An 18923-nucleotide genomic window follows, 5' to 3' on the forward strand; every position below is an offset into this window, starting at 1 on the left:
TGCGCCGCGGGGTGGAGCAGTTCGGTAGCTCGCTGGGCTCATAACCCAGAGGTCAGAGGTTCAAATCCTCTCCCCGCAACGAAAAGTAGAGGCCCCGTCCGATGTCACATCGGACGGGGCTTTTGCGTGCCCGGGGAGCAATCCCTGAGCGCGGAACACGAGGCGGTTAGAATGGTTTCACCCGTTCCCGATTTTCCCCGGAAAGATCGCTGTTTGTCCCATGCTTGAATCAGTGCCCAGCTATGCAGTGGCCGCCGGAGTAGCAGCTCTATTCAATCCATGCAGTCTGCTGTTTTTGCCGGTCTGGCTCGCGATGGTCGCTGCCCGGGCCTCCGACATCTCAACGTCAGCCGCTTTGCGCTGGTCGGCCGCCGCGGCGCTGGTTTTGACCGGCGGCTACGCTGTCTCGTTTTCTGTGGCGCTGTTGGTACCGGGGGGACCGGCGGCCGCGGCGGGCGCGCTGGCATATGTCTCCGCCGGCACGGGGATGCTGATGGTGCTGCTGGCATCCTTCCTGATTGCCGGCGGCCGTGTGCCCGTTTTGCAGGCAGGGTCGCCGACTGGTGGATCCCGCATCCGGCTCGTCGGCCTCGCCGTGGCCGGCGCCGTGACCGGACTGGCGTCGTTGGCGCCGCAACTTCCGGAACTGCTGACCAGAATGGAAGGCGAGCTGGGGTACGGTGCAGGAGCCGCCGCCGCCGAGACCGCCGCATACCTCCTCGGCCTGCTCGCAGGATTCGGCCTTCTCTGTGCCGCCGCGGCTTGGCCGGGTTCCGCTGCCGGCCGGCGATGGGCCGCCAGCGGAACCGTCCTGGACAAAGCGCAAGGGTACCTGCTCCTGCTCGCCGGGCTAGGCACCGCCTACTACGCCTTCTTCGCCGTGCGGGACGCCGCAGGAACCAAGGTCGAGGACCGGCTGATCGACGCCGCGCACGGCGTCCACGGGGCGCTGACGGACGTGCTGCAGGCCGTCCCGGTGTGGTTGATCCCGGCCGCCTACCTGGCGCTGACCGGCTGGCTCCTGCTGCGCAAGCCGCGAGAAAGCAGCAACGGAGGAGAGTCTCCGCGCGGTACAGCCGCTGTCCCGGTCCCAGCCGCCTCGGCAGCCGCTCGGCCCACGCCGGCATCCACGGGGCGTCCCCGCCGTCGTCCGCTGCTCAGGCAGGACGGGGGAGAGGCGGCGCCGCGGGAGCAGAGCCCCGGGCTGGAGGCAGACGAGCACCGGCCGCGGCATTTCAATCCGAAGGCCCTCCGCCGGGCACGGGACGTCCCATCCAGGCCAGGGCCTGCCGCAAGCCACCGCTTCTTCCTCCGGTCAGCGAAGCCGCGCCGCTGACGTGGAGAATGGCTCCGGCCGCACCTTCGCCAGGTGCGGCCGGAGCCATTCGAGGTGCCTCAGTCGGTGACGGGTCAGTAGGCTTCCGACGTCGTTTCCTTGCCAGCCTCGAGCGACGACGGCGCCGTGCTGCTGCCGGCCTTCAGTGCAGCCAGCCGTGCCTCCACCTCGGTCTGTTCGCCGAGGTCTTCCAGGCTTTCGAACTGGGCGTCCAGGCTGGAGGCGGCCAGTTCGGCCTGGCCGCGGACCTTCGCTTCTTCGCGGCGGATCTTTTCCTCGAAGCGGCCGACTTCGCTGGTCGGGTCCAGAACGTCGATGCTCTTGATGGCGTCGTGGACCTGAGTCTGGGCCTGCACCGTCTTGGAGCGGGCGATCAGCTCATCGCGCTTGTTCTGCAGCTCATTGAGCTTGCCCTTCATCTGGTTGAGGCCCTGCTTGAGCTTTTCGACGATCTCCGTCTGTGACGAGATCGTTGGCTCCGCGCCCTTGGCCTCGTTCTCTGAGGAAATCTGGCGCTGGATCGCCACCTTGGCAAGGTTGTCGAACTTCTCGGCATCGGAGGCCTGTCCGGCGGAACGGTATTCGTCGGCCTTCCTGCTGGCAGCCAACGCCTTGTTGCCCCAACTGTTGGCGCTCTCGAGGTCCTGATTGTAGTCGTCCTGCAGCATCCGCAGATTGCCGATGGTCTGCGCGACGGCGCTTTCGGCTTCCGCGATGTTGTTCGTGTAGTCGCGGACCATCTGGTCCAGCATTTTCTGCGGGTCCTCGGCCTGATCGATCAGTGAGTTGATGTTCGCCTTGGCCAGTTGTGCGATGCGGCCGAAAATGGAGTGCTTTACCACGGTGATGCCTTTCGATCTGGGTTACTCGAACTGTTTGCCTTCCGGGCAGCCGGTTGGCTGCCCGGCCTGTCTGGTCTAGAAGTTGCCGCCGGCTCCGTCTCCGCCGCCGAACCCGCCGAAGCCGCCGCCGAAACCGCCGCCGCCGCCAAATCCGCCGAAGCCGCCGCCGCCGAAAACGTCGCCGCCGCCGCCTCCGCCGCCGCCGAAGAACCCGCCGTCGCCGTGCGAGCCGTGGCCGCCGTGCAGGATGGAGTCGATCAGGATGCCGCCGAGGATGGCTCCGCCCAACCCGCCGCCCCGGCCGCCGAACATCCCGCCGCCGCCGAAGCCGCCCATGCCGCCGAAACCGTCCACGTCCTGTTGGGCCATTTGGCTGGCCTGCTGGGCCAGGGCATTGGCCTGCCGGGCGTAGTTGAGGGCCTGCTCCGGATCGGAGTCTGCGATCGCCAGCGCATGGTCAAGGTTGCGTTCGGCCTCGGCCAATCGCGTGCGTGCCTCGCTGCGCACGCCGCCGCGGCGCGCCTGAATGTAGTCGGACGTGCCGGAGATCTGGGCCTGCGCGGACATGATTGCGTGCTGGAGGGACTCGCGGGCACGCCGGTTGCGGTCCTGGCTGTCGCGGATTCCGGAGAGCGCAGCATCCAGCGGCGCCATGGCCTCTTCAAGACGTTGCACCAACATGATCGGATCGATACGTCTTCCGGCGACCTGCTGCTGGACCGAGGACAGTGCTGCCTCCAGCCCCGCCACCGGACCGGTGAGCTCGGGGTGCTGCCCGGACGCCATCATGGCTTTGGCCTGGGCGATGTCCTGCGCAGCATCGGAGACGGTCCGTTCCATGCTGTTCCGGGCATCGTCCAGGTCCTTGGCCGTCTTGGCGATGGCCTCCAGCAGGATGTTGGCTTGGTGCAGGCTTTCCTCGGCGGCACGCACGGCGATCACGGCGGCGCTGCGGTCTCCTTCGTCGAGCTTGGCCTGTGCGGTGTCGGCCGCGTTCTCGACGAAATTCAGCCGCTCCCCGGCCTGGTCGATATTGTCTGCCACCTGTTGCAGCGCGCTGTCGGCGTAGCGGGCGCGAAGCTCCTGCAACCGCGCCGTGCCGTCGGCCAGCCGGCCGCGGGTTTCGTGGGCAGCAGCCCGTGCCTGCTCGAGGGCCTGCGGTGCGGTTTTTTCCAGCTCACGAAGTGCGTCGAAGTCTTCCTTGTGTGCCTGGAGCGAATCGTTCACCGCTTCACAGCGTCGGATGATGTCCCCCAGCCAGGCCCGCTGCTCCTCTTCGGTGTCTGGAATATGGTCGTCGAGCTGCTGCTGCAACTTGAACGACTCCATCATGTGGGACTTTGCTGCCGTGATGTCCTGGCGAAACGGCTGCACCGCTTCATCGCCGTACTGCGCCATGGCGAAGCCGAGTTCCTGCTCGCTTGACTTGATCGCATCGTCGGCGGCCACCAGCAGGCTCCCGGCCTTCTTTCGCAGGTCTTCGACGGACATGGCGTCATGCGGATCGATCGGACGGCCGTCGGGGCCGGCCACGAGCTGCGGCTGCTGGCGGGAGCCCTTCTTCCGCTTGGACCGGGCATACAGCAGGGCCGCGCCGCCGCCCGCCACCACCACGCCGCCGATCAGCAGCACCGGAGCCAGCGAGGCGCCGCCACCACTGGACTTGACCGATCCGTCGCCGCCCGTGGCAGCGTCCTTGACGGCAGCCACCGTGTCGAGGGCTGCGTCCGCCCATTCCTCGGCGCCCAGGGCCGGCCGGATGGACCGGGCGATGTTCTGGTCGTAGGGCTCGACGGGATTATCCTGGGCGGACTCAAAAACATATTCGCGGCTGTCCACGGCAACGGCCAGTAAACTATCGACGGAGCCCATCGAGTTGAGTTCGGAGGTGGCTTTCAACCACTGTTGGCGGCCGGCCGGGTCGGTGAACTCGTCGACGTACACGATGAAGACGTTCAAACCTTCAGACTGCTGCAGTTCACGGACCGCGTCCTCGACTTCGCCGGTCCGGGAGCCCAGCACACCGGCCTGGTCCACCACAAACTCGCCTGGCGGAAAGTCGACCGGCGGCACGGCGTGCGCCAGCGCTGCCGGCGCAAGGAAGACTGCTGTCAGGCCGGCTATGGCCGCCAGACGCCTGAACGGTGAACGCATGAAGGTCCCTTCGGCAAACGCAAACTGGGGCCGTGGTGCCCCGGCTCGTCAGCATGGTCCGGTCCCCGAACGGGGCGGATCCGCCATTGTGATTCTATGGTCCTGCATTTGACACAGTCCACCGACGCTCTGTGCCCGCGGCGAACGCGGCAGGCGCCGGTGCGCCGGTGGGGGCCGGTCCCTGAGCAGCTCCGCCGCCGGGCAACGCCCCACGCTGAGGGCGGACGCCGCCGTCGTACGCATCCGGTTTCTTCCCAGAAACCTTTCAGGAAACGTGCGACGTTATCCCAGCGATGCCGTGCATAGTGGACTGCAGACCAAGAAAGGACCTGCCATGACTGAGAACAATCAGGACCCGCAGCAGCGGCCCGCGCGGCCAGTACCGCCCCAGCCTCAGAATCCGCCGGCCTTCGCAGCCGGAGACCAGCGGTCCGCTGCCAACGACACGGAGCAGTTCGGTTCCCCGGCCCCTGATGCCGCCCGGCAGGTCCCGGCACAGGGAGTCCCGGCACAGGAACAGACGCAGCCCCTGACTTCCCCGACGCTCCAGTACGGCCAGTACGGCCAGTACGCTCCGGGCACGTTTGGCCAGTATGCCGCTCCGTCCTACGGGCCGGACGCTTCATCCGGTCAGGGCGGCTACGGCAGTCACGGCCAGGGCGCAACCGGCTTCGGCTCCGGAACAGCTGCCGGTTACGGCGGGCAGCAGACCGCAACCAGCGCCAAGAAGCGTTTCGGCACCGGGACGCTGATTGCTGGCATGCTGCTCGCGGGTCTGGCCGGCGGGGGCGTGGCAGTGGGGTCGCAGGCGCTGGCCGACGGTACAGCCGGCACCTCGATTACCGGCAGCCCGGCCAAGCAGCTGATTGTGAACAACACCGATTCGGTCAACGAAATCACCGCAGCTGCGGCCAAAGCCTCCCCGAGCGTGGTGACGATATCGGTGGCCAGCGGCAACACCGGCGGTTCCGGGTCCGGCATCATCCTGGATACCGAGGGCCACATCCTCACCAACACCCATGTGGTGACCCTCGGCGGCCAAACGTCCAGTCCCGACGTCGAGGTACGCACCAGCGACGGTAATGTGCACAAGGCCAAGGTTGTCGGCACCGACCCGCTATCGGATTTGGCCGTGATCAAGATCGACGCCGAGGGCCTCACCCCCGCGACGTTTGGCGACTCGGGGAAACTCAACGTCGGCGACACCACCATCGCCATCGGCGCGCCGCTGGGATTGGCGGGCACCGTCACGGACGGAATCGTGTCCACGTTGAGCCGGACCATCAGTGTCTCGTCCTCGGCCGTTCCGGAAAATTCCGGTGACAGCGCCCAGCCCAGCCCGGGCGACCAGTTCAACTTCCAGTTCCCGGGCGAGAAACAGTCGGCAAACCAAGGCAGCATCTTCATCAACGTGATCCAGACCGACGCGGCCATCAACCACGGCAACTCCGGCGGTGCACTGGTGAACACGAAGGGCGAGATTATCGGCGTCAACGTGGCTATCGCGTCCTCCAGCGAAGATAGCGGCAGCATCGGCGTCGGCTTCGCCATTCCCAGCAACTACGCACAGCGGGTTGCCCAGGAACTGATCAAGGACGGGTCCGCCAGTCACGGCATGCTCGGGGTCTCGGTCACCGCCAAGGCCTCCGGCAATTCGTCGGGCAACACGCAGTTCTCGGTCGGCGCGGACGTGGTCGAGGTAGTCAAGGATTCGCCAGCGGCGAAGGCCGGGCTGCAGAAGGGCGATGTGATCACCGGCGTGGAAAACCGCGTCATCGGTGACAGCCAGTCCCTGACCGCAGCCATCCGTGAACATGCCGCCGGCAGCACCGTCAAGGTCACCTATCTGCGCGGCGGCGAGACACGCACCGCCGACGTGACCCTCAGTGAGGGCCAAGCCTGACCTCAGTTCCTGCGACGCACCTGCGGCCCTGCCATTCACGGCGGGGCCGCAAGTGTTTACCGACGTGGCGTTCCCGGTAAGGTTAGGGTGTTTGCAGCGACCCGCAACACCCGCGCGGGCCGTGGACGGCGGAAGGAAGTTCAGCGAGGATGCAAAAAGCAGCAGGCACAGCCTTGAACATCGTAGTGCTGGTCAAATACGTACCGGACGCGCAGTTCGACCGCCACCTGACCGGCGATCCGGCGACGGTGGACCGGTCCGAGAGCATCCTGTCCGAACTGGACGAATACGCCATCGAATCCGCCCTGCAGTTGGCGGAGGAGCGCGGCGGGCCGAAGGCCGGCAACCGGGTCATTGCGCTGACCATGGGCCCGGCGGCAGCAGCCACCGCGGTGAAGAAAGCCCTGCAGATCGGCGCCACCGAAGGCCTGCATGTGAACGACGACGCGCTGGCCGGCTCCGACGCCACCGGAACATCGCTGGTTCTGGCGGCGGCCATCCGCAGCCTCGGCGACGTTGACTTGGTGCTCACCGGCATGGCGTCCACCGACGGCGAAACCTCGCTGGTTCCGGCGCAGCTGGCCGAGCGCCTGCGCCTGCCGCAGCTGACCTTTGCCGCCAGCCTGGAGCTGGACGGGACCACGGTCCGTGCCCGCCGCGACGGCGACACCCACGCCGACAGCCTGGAAGCCGAACTTCCGGCGCTGGTATCCGTCACCGACCAGATCAACGAACCGCGCTACCCGAACTTCAAGGGCATCATCGCGGCCAAGAAAAAGTCGGTTGCCACGGTGACGCTGGCGGACCTGGGCATCCAGGCCGCTGAGGTCGGCACCGCCGGCGCCTGGACCGCCGTCCGGACGGCCGAGGCGCGGCCGCCGAGATCGCAGGGAACCATCATTACCGATGAGGGCGACGCCGGCATCCGCCTGGTTGACTTCCTGGCCGCCCAAAACCTGCTTTAGTCCGCCACGGAAACCGCGAAGGATATCGGCACCATGCCCACAGTTCTTGTCTTTATCGACCATCCCGGCCAGGCCCTGCACAAGGGCCAGTTGGAACTGCTCACGCTGGCGCGCAACATCGGCGAGCCGGTGGCAGCGTTCAACGGAGACCTCACCGACGCCGTCCGGACCACGCTCGGAGACTACGGCGTGGGAACCATCTACCGGCCGTCAGCGGACCTGGACGGCGCCCTGGTGGCCCCGAAGGCCGCGTTCGTGGCCGCTGCCGCCCGTGAAGCCAACCCCGCCGCGGTGCTGCTGCCGAACACGTTCGAAGGCAAGGAGATTGCTGCCCGGACCGGGATCAAGCTGGATTCGGGCGTCATTACCGACGCGATCGGCGTCTCCGCCGACCTGACCGTGACCAAGAGCGTGCTCGCCGGCGCCTACACGGTCCAGGCACAGGTCGGCAGGGGCACGCCGATCATCACCGTGAAGGCCAACGCCGTTGCCGAGGCCCCTGCGGCCGAAGCGGCCGTGCCGGAGGTGGCGACGGTGGACGCCGGGGACTTCGGCCCCGCGGCCCGCATCACCCACCGCGCGGAGAAAGCCGCCAGTGGCCGGCCGGCCCTGACCGAGGCGCGGGTGGTGGTGGCCGGCGGCCGCGGCACCGGCGGAGACTTCTCGCCGATCGAGGACCTGGCCGACGCCCTGGGCGGGGCAGTCGGCGCATCACGGGCCGCCACCGACGCCGGCTGGATCGAGCACTCGGCACAGGTGGGCCAGACCGGCCAGACCGTCTCGCCGCAGCTGTATGTCTCGGCCGGCATCTCCGGCGCCATCCAGCAGAAGGCGGGCATGCAGACGGCCAAGGTGATTGTGGCGGTCAACAACGACGCCGACTCGCCGGTCTTCGAGATTGCAGACTTCGGCATCGTCGGTGACCTGGCTGAAGTCTTGCCGCAGGCCGCCGCCGAGATCCGTCGGCGGAAGGGCTAGCCGCGGTGACTGCTGCGGAGTTCATGCCGGCACGCGTCCTCGTCTTTGCCGCGCACCCGGACGACCTGGATTTCGGTGCGGCGGGCACCATCGCCCGCTGGACGGCCGCGGGTGTGCAGGTGAGTTACTGCATCATGACCGACGGCGATGCCGGTGGCTTCGACGACGGCCAGCGGGCCGGCATCGTGGAACTGCGGGCGGCCGAGCAGGCGAAGGCGGCGGCGTTGGCCGGCGTGACCGACCTGCATTTCCTGCACCAGCCCGACGGCTATCTGGAGCCCACCCATGAGGTGATCCGGCAGACGGTGGAGCTGATGCGGCGGATCCGCCCCGACATCGTGCTGTCCATGCACCCGGAGCGGGCCTGGGACCGGATCCAAAAGAGCCACCCGGACCATCTGGCCTGCGGTGAGATCGTGACCCGCGCGATCTACCCGGCGGTGGAGAACCCGTACGCCTATCCCGAGTTGCTCGAGGCCGGGCTGGCTGCCTACAAGGTGCCCTATCTGTGGTTCTACGGCGGGCCAGGAGAACGGGAAAACCACTTCGTGGACATCACCGACTGGGTCGACACCAAGCTGGACGCCATCCGGATCCATGCGAGCCAGCACCCGGACCTGGCGGGCATGGACGCCCGCGTGCGGCAGAACCTGATGGAGAACGCGGCGCGCGGCGGGCTCCCGGCAGGCCGCAGCGCGGAGGCTTTCCACGTGGTCGGAATCAATACCCCGGAGACGATCGCCGGATTCTGACGCCGGCGGTATGCCGGCTCCGCCGCGGACCCCTGCGCTGCCGGACTCTGACGCCGGCAGCGCGGCAGGTTAGCCGGCCGGAGTGGGAATGACGACGGCGAACGGCAGGCTGGGGGACTCGGCTCCGCCGGGCGCCTCGACCGAGACGGCCAGTTCCCGCGTGGTGGAGATGCCGTCGACCACTACCGGGTTGCCCGCGGTGATGTCCGAGGCCTCAATGGTGCCGGCAGAGACCGGTGCGGAGCCGTCCAGCGGAACCCGCCAGACCTGGTAGGTGCGCCCCTCGGACGCCGCGACGTCGTTGAACGTCAGGACGGCAGCGTTCTTGTCCAGTGAGATGACAGCGTCGACGGTGCCGCCGCCTTCGACGTCCTGCTGGCTGGAGACAACGTCCGGAGCATCGGCGACGTCCTGATCGGAGGTTCCGCCCAGGGCTCCGGCCACGGCGATGGCACCAATAATCACCACGATGGCAGCCAAGGCCAGCAACAGCCACTTGGTCACCGCGGGCATCGGCCGCCGCTCGTCCTCGTCTGCTCCGCCGGTCAACTGGTCGGCGTGCAGTACGGAATGGTCCTCATCCGCTGCTGCGTAGTCGTTCCCCTCGGTGGAGTTTCCGGGGCTGGCCAGGCGATCAGGCTGTGGCGTATCCATAGGCTGCCAGTCTATCGGTCCCCGGGCGCGGTGCCTCTCTGGCCGGCGACACGCTGCTGCTTCCGGCGGCTGGCTACAGCTTCGCCCCGGCAAAGCCGTGCTGCCGCCAGGCTTCGTAGACGGCAATCGAGGCCGAGTTGGCCAGGTTCAGCGACCGCAGCGACGGCAGCATGGGCAGGCGCAGGCGGGCGGTCACGTGGGCATCCTGCTTGACCGCGTCCGGCAGCCCGACGGACTCCGGGCCGAACATCAGCACGTCGCCGGGAACGTAGGAGACGTCCGTGTAGGAGGACTCGCCGTCGGAGGTGAAAGCGAAGACCCGTTCCGGTTGCAGGGCTTGCCAGGCGGCCTCCAGATTGGCGTGGACGTGGACCACGGCCAGGTCGTGGTAGTCCAGGCCGGCGCGGCGGAGTTTGGAGTCTTCGAAGGTGAAACCCAGCGGTTCAACCAGATGCAGTTCGGCTCCGGTGACCGCGGCCAGCCGGATGGCGTTGCCGGTATTGCCGGGGATTTCGGGAGTGTAGAAGAGGATGCGGAACACGGACTCCATCCTAAGCGCGCCGAAGCGCCGTCCCGCACCGGCCGGCGGCCAGGGACCCCGCAGCCGGTCAGCTGTGCATCCCTGCCAGCAGCCGGGCGAGCGAGGGGACATGTACCGTGTTCGGTGCCGGTCCGGAGGTCAGGAACTGCTTGATTTCGCGCACCAGCCGGGCGGCATTGACCACGTGCACCGGCGCAATTCCGTCGGGATCGTAGCCGCGGGTGTAGTCGATCACCGGTTCGTGCAGGTTGCCGTCCGCGGAATGGATCACAATCCAGCCGGTGACATTGAGTTCCGGGAACAGCTCCTGCATCCGCCGCACCGCCGGTGCCAGCTGCGGCGGTTCCACCACCCGGCCGTCCTTGTGCAGGGTGCGCCCATCCCAGCGGAAGTTCCCCCGCGGCAGCAGCATCGAATCGATCAGGGCCAACCGGTAGCCGGCCAGCAGCGCATGGTCGATGAACCCGTTGTCGGCCGGCGAATGCAGGCCGTTGACCATCCGCGCCGACGGAATCGACGGAAGAATCTGCCGGCTGAGCAATTGTACGCTCAGCGCCTCGCGGCGCAGTCTGGCGCCGGCACCGAAGATCCCGCGCTTGCGCGGCACCCCGTGGATTTGCTGCCGGGCAATGTTCTCCGCCAGCCCGGTGGAGGCCTCTGCGGAGCCATAGGCGGGAACGAAAACCGGCGTGTCGGACGCCGAGGGCCCGCGCTGCCCGGGTGCGCGCGGGGGTGCGGCGGACGCCGCGAAGGACTCGGCGCTGTCCGTCCGTGCGTCCGGGGCGGTGGCGGCGCCATAGGACCGGTCATAGCGGGACCGGGTCTGCGGGTTGCTGAGAACTTCATAGGCCAGGCTCACGCGGCGGAACTCGGCGGGGTCTCCGCCGTGGTCCGGGTGGGTGGCCCGTGCTTGCCTGCGGTACGCGGCCTTGATCTGCTGTGCGGTGGCAGTGACCGGCAGCCCCAAGGCATCGTAATGGGATGGGGGAGTCACCGGCCGCCTCTCTGTAGGGTCTGGGGGTCCTGCGCGAAGCCCAGTGTAACCGCCGGGAAGCGGCCGCCTGTGTCGTGCCGCGGCTGCACGCGATCATGCTGCCACAATGATCTGCTGTGACTTCGTTGCCGCCCGCCGCCCCGATCGCCGTCGCGATCAACCCGCATGCCGCGTTCGGGACCACCGCCCGCGCCGGTGCAGAGGTGATGGCGGAGCTGGCCCGCCGCGGCCGGTACGCCGTCGAGCTGCGGGCGGAGACGTGGTCCGCGCTCGCGGATGGGGTGGCCGGCGAGCTGCGCCGCGGGATCTCCGCCCTGTTGGTGGTGGGCGGGGACGGAATGGTTCACTTAGCAGTCAACGCGCTGGCGGGCACACAGGTTCCGCTGGGAATTGTGCCGACGGGGACCGGAAACGATTTTGCCCGGATGTTCAACCTGCCCACGGAGCCGCGCACCGCCGTCGGGCATTTCCTGCAGGCGCTGGAGCAGCCGCGCAGGGTGGACCTGGGGCGGGTCACCCGCGCGGACGGAACCAGCTGTTGGTTCGCCGGGGTCCTCTCCGCCGGCTTCGACGCCGCGGTCAACGACCGGGCCAACCGCTGGCGCTTCCCGCGCGGCCGCCTGCGCTACCCGCTGGCGATGCTGCGCGAACTCGCCTCCTTTCGCCCGCTCCGCTACAGCCTGGTCGTGGACGGGGTGCCGCGGCGGACCGACGCGATGCTGGTTGCCGTTGCCAACGGCCGGTCGATCGGCGGCGGAATGCGCATTGTCCCGGAGGCAGCGTACGACGACGGTGCGCTGGATCTGTTCATCGTCTCGCCGCTGTCCCGTCCCGCCTTTTTGGGCATCTTTCCGCGGGTCTATGCCGGCCGGCACACCAGTCATCCAGCGGTCCACATTGAGCGGGTGCGGACGGTCCGGCTGGAAGCCGCAGGGGTCACCGCTTATGCCGACGGCGAGCCGGTCGGCAGGCTGCCGGTGTCCGTCGACGTGGTGCCCGGTGCGCTGTCCGCCGCCGTGTAACGCAGCAGCAGCATGGAACCGGACTCCAGCACCTGGCGCAGTTCCAGCCGTTGCAGCGACTGGCCGGGAACATGGTCCGAGATCCGCTTGCCGATGCCGCCGGCCAGCAGCGGGCTGAGGGTCAGGCACAGCTCGTCGACCAGTCCCGCGGCCTGGAAACTGCCGAAGAGGGTGGGTCCGCCTTCGCTGTGCAGCTGCCGGTAGCCCCGGGCCGCCAGTGCCTGCACCATCAACGCCGGCTCCACCCGGGCGGTGCCGGCGTCGACCACATCCGCCACCGGTTCCAGTGCGCGGCGACGCGTCGCGGGGGAGGCGGCACTGGTCAACACGATCGGGCGCACCGGTGCGGCCGTGAAGAACTCGCTGTCCGGATCAAGGTTGAGCGAGGCGGAGACCACCGCGACGGGCGGATGCGGACTCAGGCCGCGCGCGGTGCGCCAGGCCTGCGACTCGGCCGAGAGCAGCTCGCCGCCATAGCCCTCCGCCCGGATGGTCCCGGCCCCGACCACCAGCACGTCGGCCAGCCGGCGCAGCAGCAGGAAGACCCGCTGATCCACCTCGTCGCCCAGCGTCCCGGAGCGGCCCTCATAGGTGGCCGCACCGTCCAGGCTGGCAACGAAGTTGAACCGGACCCACGGACCGGACCGGGGGAGTTCGCCGTACCAGTCCAGCAGATCCTGGTCGGTGGCCTGTTCCGGCCCGGGCGGCAGGAGGCGCCGGATCGGCCTGGTCACTGCGACGCCGGTTCGTTGACGTCGCCCATGTTGTGTTTTAGATAGGACGGTTCGCGCCAGCCCAGCACGGCCTCGGCCATGCGGATGGCGGCGCTGGCTTCGGGAACGTTGTGCATGCGCAGGATCCGCGCGCCGTTCATGACGCAGATGACGGCGGCCGCGAGCGATCCGGACAGCCGTTCCTGTTTGGGCTGGTCCAGTGTCTCGCCGATGAAGTCCTTGTTGGAGACTGCCGCCAGCGCCGGGTAGCCGAGGGCGGCGATTTCACCGAAGCGGCGGGTGATTTCCAGTGAATGCAGCGTGTTCTTGTTCAGGTCGTGGCCCGGGTCGATGATGATTTTCTCCGCAGGTATGCCCAGGTCCACGGCCAGGTCCACCTTGCGGCGCAGGAAACGGGCAACGTCCTCCACTACGTCGTCGTAGCGGGGCCGCGGATACACCGTGCGGGGGGCGGCGAGCGAGTGGGTAATGATCAGATGCGCCCCGCCTTCCGCCACCACCGCCGCCATGTCCGGGTCCTGAAGGCCGGTGGTGTCGTTGATGACGTTCGCCCCGGCGCGGATGCTCGCCTCGGCCACCGCGGGAAGGAACGTGTCGGCGGAAATCACCACGTCCGAGGCTGCCCGCACCGCCTCGATCACCGGAACAATCCGTTCCGCCTCCTCGCGCGCGGACAGGGCCGGTCCCGGCGCGAAGGGAACACCGCCAATGTCCACCCAGTCCGCCCCCGCTGCCACCGCCTGCAGCGAGGCATCGATGGCGGCCTCCAGCGCGAAGGTCCGGCCGCCGTCGTAAAACGAGTCCGGGGTGCGGTTGACGATGGCCATCAGGGCCACCTGCGAGCGGAAATCGATCCGCCGGGAGCCGAATTCGTGCACCGGGTGGTGCAGCTCGGGCAGGAAGGCGCCGGACGGCGTTCGCTCCGTCAGTGGTTGGCTCACAGGCTGGTCAGCTCCTTGTCGGGGTTGGACAGGTCCGCGGCATCCACGGTGCGGCCGGACCGGATCAGGTCCTGGATGGGCTCCTGGACGTCCCAGATGTTTACATTCATACCAGCCACCACCTTGCCTCCGCGCAGCCAGAACGCGATGAACTCCAACTTGTCCGGGTCCTGGTAGCTGCCCCGGAAGACCGGTTCGCTCTCCGCCGCCCATGGGAAATAGCCGGAGTACTCCATCCCGATGCCGAACTGGTCGGTGTAGAAGTACGGAATGTCGTCGTTGGACGCATCGCGGCCCAGCATAGCGGCAGCGGCAGTTTTGCCCTGCGCGATGGCATTCGCCCAGTGCTCGCTGCGCAGCGGTGCACCGTAGACCGGATGATAGGCGCGGGCTACGTCACCGGCGGCAAAGACATGTTCCGCCGAGGTGCGCAGCCGCTGGTCGGTATCGATGCCGTTGGACACCGTCAGCCCGGCGGCCTCGGCCACCGCCGTGTTCGGGACGGCGCCGATGGCTGCCAGCACCACGTCCGCCGGGAGGCGCTCGCCGTCGTCCAGCAGAACGCCGCTGACCTTGCCGTTCCCGCCGAGGATTTCCATCGGCCGGCGCCCGGTGCGCAGCAGCACCCCCTCGCGGCGATGAGTGTCCGCGAAGATGCTGCCGATGGTTCCGCCCAGCGCCGAGGCCAGCGGGATCTCGCCGCGGCCCACAATGGTGGCCTGGTTTCCAAGTTGGCGCGCCGTGGCGGCAACCTCCATGCCGATCCAACCCATGCCGAGCACCACCAGCCGCTGGTTCCCGGTAGCCAGCAGCGTGTGCAGGGATTCACTGTCATCCAGCGTGCGCAGGTAGTGCACGCCTTCCAGCTCGGCCCCGGGAAGTTCCAGCCTCCGCGGCGATGCGCCGGTGGCCAGCAGCAGCTGGGAGTACTTCAGGGTGATGGCATCCGAGAACGTCACGGTACGGGCGCCGGGATCAAAGGACTCCACCGTGGTGCCGCGCAGCAGCCGGACGCCATGCTCGGCATACCAACCAGGCGGCTGCACCAGTGCCGCCTGCGCGTCCTCGCGTCCGGCCAGGAAGTCCTTGGACAGCGGCGGCCGAATATAAGGGTGTTGGTCCTCGGCGCCCGCCAGCACTATTTCGCCGCCGTAGCCGCCCTGCCGCAGGGCCTCGGCAGCGGTGGCGCCGGTCAGTCCGGCTCCGGCAATGACGATCGGGTTCTCTGCCATGGCAGCGCTCCTTCAAGGTGCCGGCGGGCACTCCTCGGGCCGTGCCGCGACAGCCGCCGATCTGATGGAAGCACCGGCAGCTGCCTGTTGGGGCAGGGCCAGATGTTCTAAAATGGTTATGTTCGACTTTAGAAATCTGTTCCGCATAAGTCAATGCACCTGCCACCGGAAAGAGCGCCATGACCGACCAGCCGCCGCCCGGACTCTCGGCCGTCACCGCTTTGGGCGACGACGTTCGCCGCCGCCTGTTCGAATTTGTCCGGCACAGCGCCGAACCGGTGACCCGGGACCAGGCCGCCGCCGCCTTGGACCTGCCGCGCAGCACCGTGTCCCTGCAGCTGGACGCACTGGCCGGGCACGGGCTGCTGAGCGTGGAGTTCCGCAAACTCAGCGGCAAATCCGGGCCGGGCTCCGGCCGACCGTCGAAGGTGTACGCGGCCGCGGTGCCGGAAGTCTCGGCCTCCGTACCGGAACGCTCCTATGACCTGGCCGGCGAACTGCTGGCGACGGCGGTGGAGGAATCGGCCAAGACCGCGCGTCCGGCGCATGAGCTGGTGGCAGAGGCCGCCCGGGCCAAAGGCCTGGAGTTGGGGGCCGGCGCGGCCGGGCTGGAAGCCGCACTGGCATCGGCGGGCTACCGGCCGCTGCCCGATGCGGCCGGATTTGCGCTGGGCAACTGCCCGTTCCACTTGCTGGCCAGGAGTCATACGCAGACGGTGTGCGGCCTGAATCTGGCCCTGCTGGAGGGGATGCTGGACGGCTGCGCCGACCGCGACCACAGAGTCGCCGCCGATCCGGAGGGGCCGTTCTGCTGCGCCAGAATCAACCGGCGCCCGCCCGCTTGATGCACCGGCCCGTTTGTGCGCCCCGGCGCCCCTCAGTCCGGCGCGCCTCGGTCCGGTAGGGCCGGGTCGAGCGCCTTCCCACCGGCCGTCCGGCAGGCCATCCCACGCGGCGGCTGGGGTGCGGGCACGGGGGCATGTAAAATGTTGGCGTGCCCGTGTACCTTGACCACGCGGCGACCACGCCCATTCTGGCGCAGGCCCTGGCCGCACTCACCCACGAACTCAGCCGCAGCGGCAACCCCTCGTCGCTGCACGGCTCCGGCCGTCGTGCCCGCAGGGTGGTCGAGGACGCCCGCGAGACCATCGCCGCCGCAACCGGAGCCCACCCGTCCGAAGTGATTTTTACCTCCGGCGGCACCGAAGCGGACAATCTTGCCGTCAAGGGGCTGTACTGGGCGCGGCGCGACGCCGATCCCCGGCGCCGCCGCATTTTGTGTTCGCCGGTGGAGCACCATGCGGTGCTGGACACGGTGGAGTGGCTGGAAAAGCACGAGGGCGCCGAGGCGGTCTGGCTGCCGGTTGACGCGGACGGCGTGGTCCCGCTGGAGGCCGTGCAGCGCGAAATCGACGCGGACCCCGCAGCCGTGGCCTTGATTACCGTGATGTGGGCCAACAATGAGGTGGGCAGCGTCCAGCCGGTGGCGGGGATTGTTGCCGCCGCCCAGGCGCAGGGGATTCCGGTCCACTCCGACGCCGTCCAGGCCTTCGGGCACCTGCCGGTGGACTTCAAGGCTTCCGGCCTGGACACCATGGCGATCACCGGGCACAAGATCGGCGGCCCGGTGGGCGTCGGCGCGCTGCTGGTCCGCCGGGACGTCAAGCTGACTCCCGTCCAGCACGGCGGTGGACAGGAACGCGACATCCGGTCCGGCACCCTGGATACCCCGGCGATCGCCGCCTTTGCCGCCGCGGCGGAGACCGTCGTCGGGCACTTGCCGGAAGAAGCCCGGCGGTTGGCGGGCCTGCGCGAGAAACTCATTGCCGGCGTCGTACGCTCCGTTCCCGAGGCGGTGCTGCGGGGGACTCCGGACCCGGAACAGCACGGCCGGCGGCTGCCGGGCAACGCGCACTTCACCTTCCCCGGCTGCGAGGGAGATTCGCTGCTGTTCCTGCTGGATCTGGCCGGCGTCGAGTCCTCCACCGGATCGGCCTGCACCGCGGGAGTGCCCCGTCCCTCGCACGTCCTGCTGGCCATGGGGCTGAGCGAAGAAGAAGCCCGTGGCGCACAACGCTTCACGCTCGGGCATACAACCACCGAATCCGACGTTGACGCATTGGTAGCCGCGTTGCCGGAGGCTTACGCACGGGCCAAAAAGGCCGGCATGGCCGGGCACGTCTCCAGCATCCAGACCGCCGGCACGCAGGCGGATTGACCGGCGCAACGCACGCTGCATCGGCGCGAAACATTGTGCCGCTGCGGCAGAGACAGACAACACATCAGTAGGGAAACGAATTATGAAGGTACTGGCAGCGATGAGCGGCGGCGTGGACTCCGCCGTGGCGGCGGCACGGGCGGTGGAGGCTGGCCATGACGTGGTGGGCGTTCACCTCGCCCTGAGCCGGATGCCCGGCACACTCCGCACCGGCAGCCGCGGCTGCTGCACCATCGAGGATTCGCGTGACGCCTGGCGCGCCTGCGACATCCTGGGCATCCCGTACTACGTCTGGGACTTCTCCGAGCGGTTCAAGGAAGACGTGGTGGATGATTTCATCGCCGAATACGCCGCCGGCCGGACGCCCAACCCCTGCATGCGCTGCAACGAGCGGATCAAGTTCGCCGCACTGCTGGAGAAGGCGCTGGCGCTGGGGTTCGACGCGGTGTGCACCGGCCACTACGCCAAGGTCATCGAGGACGAGCACGGCAACCGGGAACTGCACCGCGCCGCCGACTGGGCCAAGGACCAGTCCTACGTGCTGGGCGTGCTGACCCACGAGCAGCTCAAGCATTCCATGTTCCCGCTGGCCGAAACGCCGTCCAAGGCCGAAGTGCGCGCCGAGGCCGCGCGGCGCGGGCTCTCCGTGGCGAACAAGCCGGATAGCCATGACATTTGTTTCATTTCCGACGGCGACACCCGTGGCTGGCTGGCCGAGAAGATCGAGATGGAATCGGGATCCATCGTTGACCAGGACGGCCAAGTAGTCGGTGAACACGAGGGCGCCAACGCGTTCACCGTGGGCCAGCGCCGCGGACTGAAGCTGGGCCGGCCGGCGCCGGACGGCAAGCCGCGGTTCGTGCTGGAGATCCGGCCGAAGGAGAACAAGGTGGTGGTGGGGCCGGAGGCCCTGCTGGCCGTGGACCAGATGCGCGGCATCAAGGTTTCCTGGGCGGGCCTGCCGCTGCCCGAGGTGGAAGCGCAGACCTCATTTGAGTGCATGGTCCAGGTCCGTGCGCACGGTGACCCGGTGGCCGCCCGGGCTCAGTCCGAGCTCGACGACGACGGCCGGCAGCAACTGGTGGTCACCCTGATCGAGCCGATGCGCGGCGTGGCCCCGGGCCAGACCATGGTCCTCTACCAGGGAACCCGGGTGCTGGGCCAGGCAACCATTGATTCGGCCCGTTCGCTGAGCTGGGACCCGGCCAAGGTTTCCTGACATACCGCCGGCGGACTTCACACAGGAGTAACCGGTGCATTGCCGGTGCGCGCCGAACCATAAACTGGGAACATGACCGAGCCCCACCTTGCCGATGACTTTGACCCGACCGCCAGCTCCCTCTCCGACCAGGTGGCTCCCGAGGTGATGGCGGAGCTGCTGGCAGTGCGCGGCAGCATCGACAACATCGACGCCACGTTGGTCTATCTGTTGGCCGAGCGGTTCAAGGCGACGCAGCGGGTGGGCTACCTCAAGGCCAGGCACAAGCTGCCCCCGGCCGATCCCGACCGCGAAACCGCCCAGATCGGCCGGTTGCGGCGGCTCGCCGAGGAAGCGCATCTGGACCCGGCCTTCGCCGAGAAATTCCTGAACTTCATCATCTCCGAGGTCATCAGGCACCACCAAGCCATCTCCGACGAGCACAACGGCGGAAACTGA

18 protein-coding genes and 1 tRNA gene are annotated in these 18923 nt (G+C 68.3%); 11 read left to right on the forward strand and 8 right to left on the reverse strand.

Annotation, left to right across the window (positions count from 1 at the left end; translation table 11 throughout):
- The first annotated feature begins 5 nt into the window (after positions 1–5).
- Positions 6–79: transfer RNA gene (locus MNQ99_RS06715), tRNA-Met, on the forward strand.
- A 141-nt stretch (positions 80–220) separates the two neighbouring features.
- Positions 221–1336, forward strand: coding sequence for a hypothetical protein (locus MNQ99_RS06720; RefSeq protein ID WP_241914879.1), 1116 nt, complete (start codon positions 221–223; stop codon positions 1334–1336).
- 74 nt (positions 1337–1410) lie between these two features.
- Here MNQ99_RS06720 and MNQ99_RS06725 read toward each other — a convergent pair whose 3' ends face one another.
- On the reverse strand, positions 1411–2178 hold the full coding sequence (locus MNQ99_RS06725; protein ID WP_127511323.1) for a PspA/IM30 family protein: 768 nt from the start codon (positions 2176–2178) through the stop codon (positions 1411–1413).
- A gap of 75 nt (positions 2179–2253) precedes the next feature.
- Complete coding sequence (locus MNQ99_RS06730; RefSeq protein WP_241914880.1) at positions 2254–4332, reverse strand: TPM domain-containing protein; 2079 nt, start codon at positions 4330–4332, stop codon at positions 2254–2256.
- A gap of 334 nt (positions 4333–4666) precedes the next feature.
- On the opposite strand from MNQ99_RS06730, the gene MNQ99_RS06735 reads away from it, so the two are divergent.
- The 4 genes from MNQ99_RS06735 (at position 4667) to MNQ99_RS06750 (ending at position 8930) form a co-directional block, all read left to right on the forward strand.
- A complete protein-coding gene (locus tag MNQ99_RS06735) occupies positions 4667–6235 on the forward strand; it encodes a S1C family serine protease (RefSeq protein ID WP_241914881.1) in 1569 nt (522 codons plus the stop codon).
- 149 nt (positions 6236–6384) lie between these two features.
- Positions 6385–7200, forward strand: a complete 816-nt coding sequence (locus tag MNQ99_RS06740; RefSeq protein WP_241914882.1) for an electron transfer flavoprotein subunit beta/FixA family protein — start codon at positions 6385–6387, stop codon at positions 7198–7200.
- Positions 7201–7233: 33 nt separating this feature from the next.
- Positions 7234–8178 (forward strand): electron transfer flavoprotein subunit alpha/FixB family protein, encoded by a 945-nt coding sequence (locus MNQ99_RS06745; protein WP_127511326.1) that lies wholly within the window; start codon positions 7234–7236, stop codon positions 8176–8178.
- Between the two features lie 23 nt (positions 8179–8201).
- Positions 8202–8930: a PIG-L deacetylase family protein gene (locus tag MNQ99_RS06750; RefSeq protein ID WP_127511641.1), complete on the forward strand. Its 729-nt coding sequence runs from the start codon at positions 8202–8204 to the stop codon at positions 8928–8930.
- A 69-nt stretch (positions 8931–8999) separates the two neighbouring features.
- On the opposite strand, the gene MNQ99_RS06755 is transcribed toward MNQ99_RS06750, so the two are convergent.
- The 3 genes from MNQ99_RS06755 to MNQ99_RS06765 all read right to left on the reverse strand — a co-directional run bounded on the left by MNQ99_RS06755 (position 9000) and on the right by MNQ99_RS06765 (position 11119).
- Entirely contained in the window at positions 9000–9584 is a 585-nt protein-coding gene (locus tag MNQ99_RS06755) for an anti-sigma factor (protein ID WP_127511327.1), read from the reverse strand.
- 73 nt (positions 9585–9657) lie between these two features.
- A complete protein-coding gene (locus tag MNQ99_RS06760) occupies positions 9658–10125 on the reverse strand; it encodes a tRNA (cytidine(34)-2'-O)-methyltransferase (RefSeq protein WP_127511328.1) in 468 nt (155 codons plus the stop codon).
- Between the two features lie 67 nt (positions 10126–10192).
- A complete protein-coding gene (locus MNQ99_RS06765) occupies positions 10193–11119 on the reverse strand; it encodes a J domain-containing protein (RefSeq protein ID WP_241914883.1) in 927 nt (308 codons plus the stop codon).
- Positions 11120–11235: 116 nt separating this feature from the next.
- Here MNQ99_RS06765 and MNQ99_RS06770 point away from each other — a divergent pair, with 116 nt between their 5' ends.
- Positions 11236–12141: a diacylglycerol/lipid kinase family protein gene (locus MNQ99_RS06770; RefSeq protein WP_241914884.1), complete on the forward strand. Its 906-nt coding sequence runs from the start codon at positions 11236–11238 to the stop codon at positions 12139–12141.
- Here MNQ99_RS06770 and MNQ99_RS06775 read toward each other — a convergent pair.
- The 3 genes from MNQ99_RS06775 to MNQ99_RS06785 are packed head-to-tail and all read right to left on the reverse strand — an operon-like array spanning position 12063 to position 15048.
- Entirely contained in the window at positions 12063–12875 is an 813-nt protein-coding gene (locus MNQ99_RS06775; protein ID WP_241914885.1) for a pyrimidine reductase family protein, read from the reverse strand. The two genes, MNQ99_RS06770 and MNQ99_RS06775, sit on opposite strands and share 79 nt — an antisense overlap.
- A complete protein-coding gene (folP, locus tag MNQ99_RS06780) occupies positions 12872–13816 on the reverse strand; it encodes a dihydropteroate synthase (protein ID WP_241914886.1) in 945 nt (314 codons plus the stop codon). Before folP ends, MNQ99_RS06775 begins: the two co-directional genes overlap by 4 nt.
- Complete coding sequence (locus tag MNQ99_RS06785; RefSeq protein WP_241914887.1) at positions 13813–15048, reverse strand: NAD(P)/FAD-dependent oxidoreductase; 1236 nt, start codon at positions 15046–15048, stop codon at positions 13813–13815. Before MNQ99_RS06785 ends, folP begins: the two co-directional genes overlap by 4 nt.
- A 179-nt stretch (positions 15049–15227) precedes the next feature.
- On the opposite strand from MNQ99_RS06785, the gene MNQ99_RS06790 reads away from it, so the two are divergent.
- From MNQ99_RS06790 to MNQ99_RS06805, 4 genes are all read left to right on the forward strand, one after another.
- Entirely contained in the window at positions 15228–15893 is a 666-nt protein-coding gene (locus MNQ99_RS06790) for a helix-turn-helix transcriptional regulator (protein WP_241914888.1), read from the forward strand.
- Positions 15894–16042: 149 nt separating this feature from the next.
- Entirely contained in the window at positions 16043–17266 is a 1224-nt protein-coding gene (locus tag MNQ99_RS06795; protein ID WP_241914889.1) for a cysteine desulfurase family protein, read from the forward strand.
- 82 nt (positions 17267–17348) lie between these two features.
- Entirely contained in the window at positions 17349–18485 is a 1137-nt protein-coding gene (gene mnmA / locus MNQ99_RS06800) for a tRNA 2-thiouridine(34) synthase MnmA (protein ID WP_127511334.1), read from the forward strand.
- 72 nt (positions 18486–18557) lie between these two features.
- Positions 18558–18923: a chorismate mutase gene (locus MNQ99_RS06805; protein ID WP_127511335.1), complete on the forward strand. Its 366-nt coding sequence runs from the start codon at positions 18558–18560 to the stop codon at positions 18921–18923.

The organism is Arthrobacter sulfonylureivorans, assembly GCF_022637435.1.
Lineage (GTDB): Bacteria > Actinomycetota > Actinomycetes > Actinomycetales > Micrococcaceae > Crystallibacter > Crystallibacter sulfonylureivorans.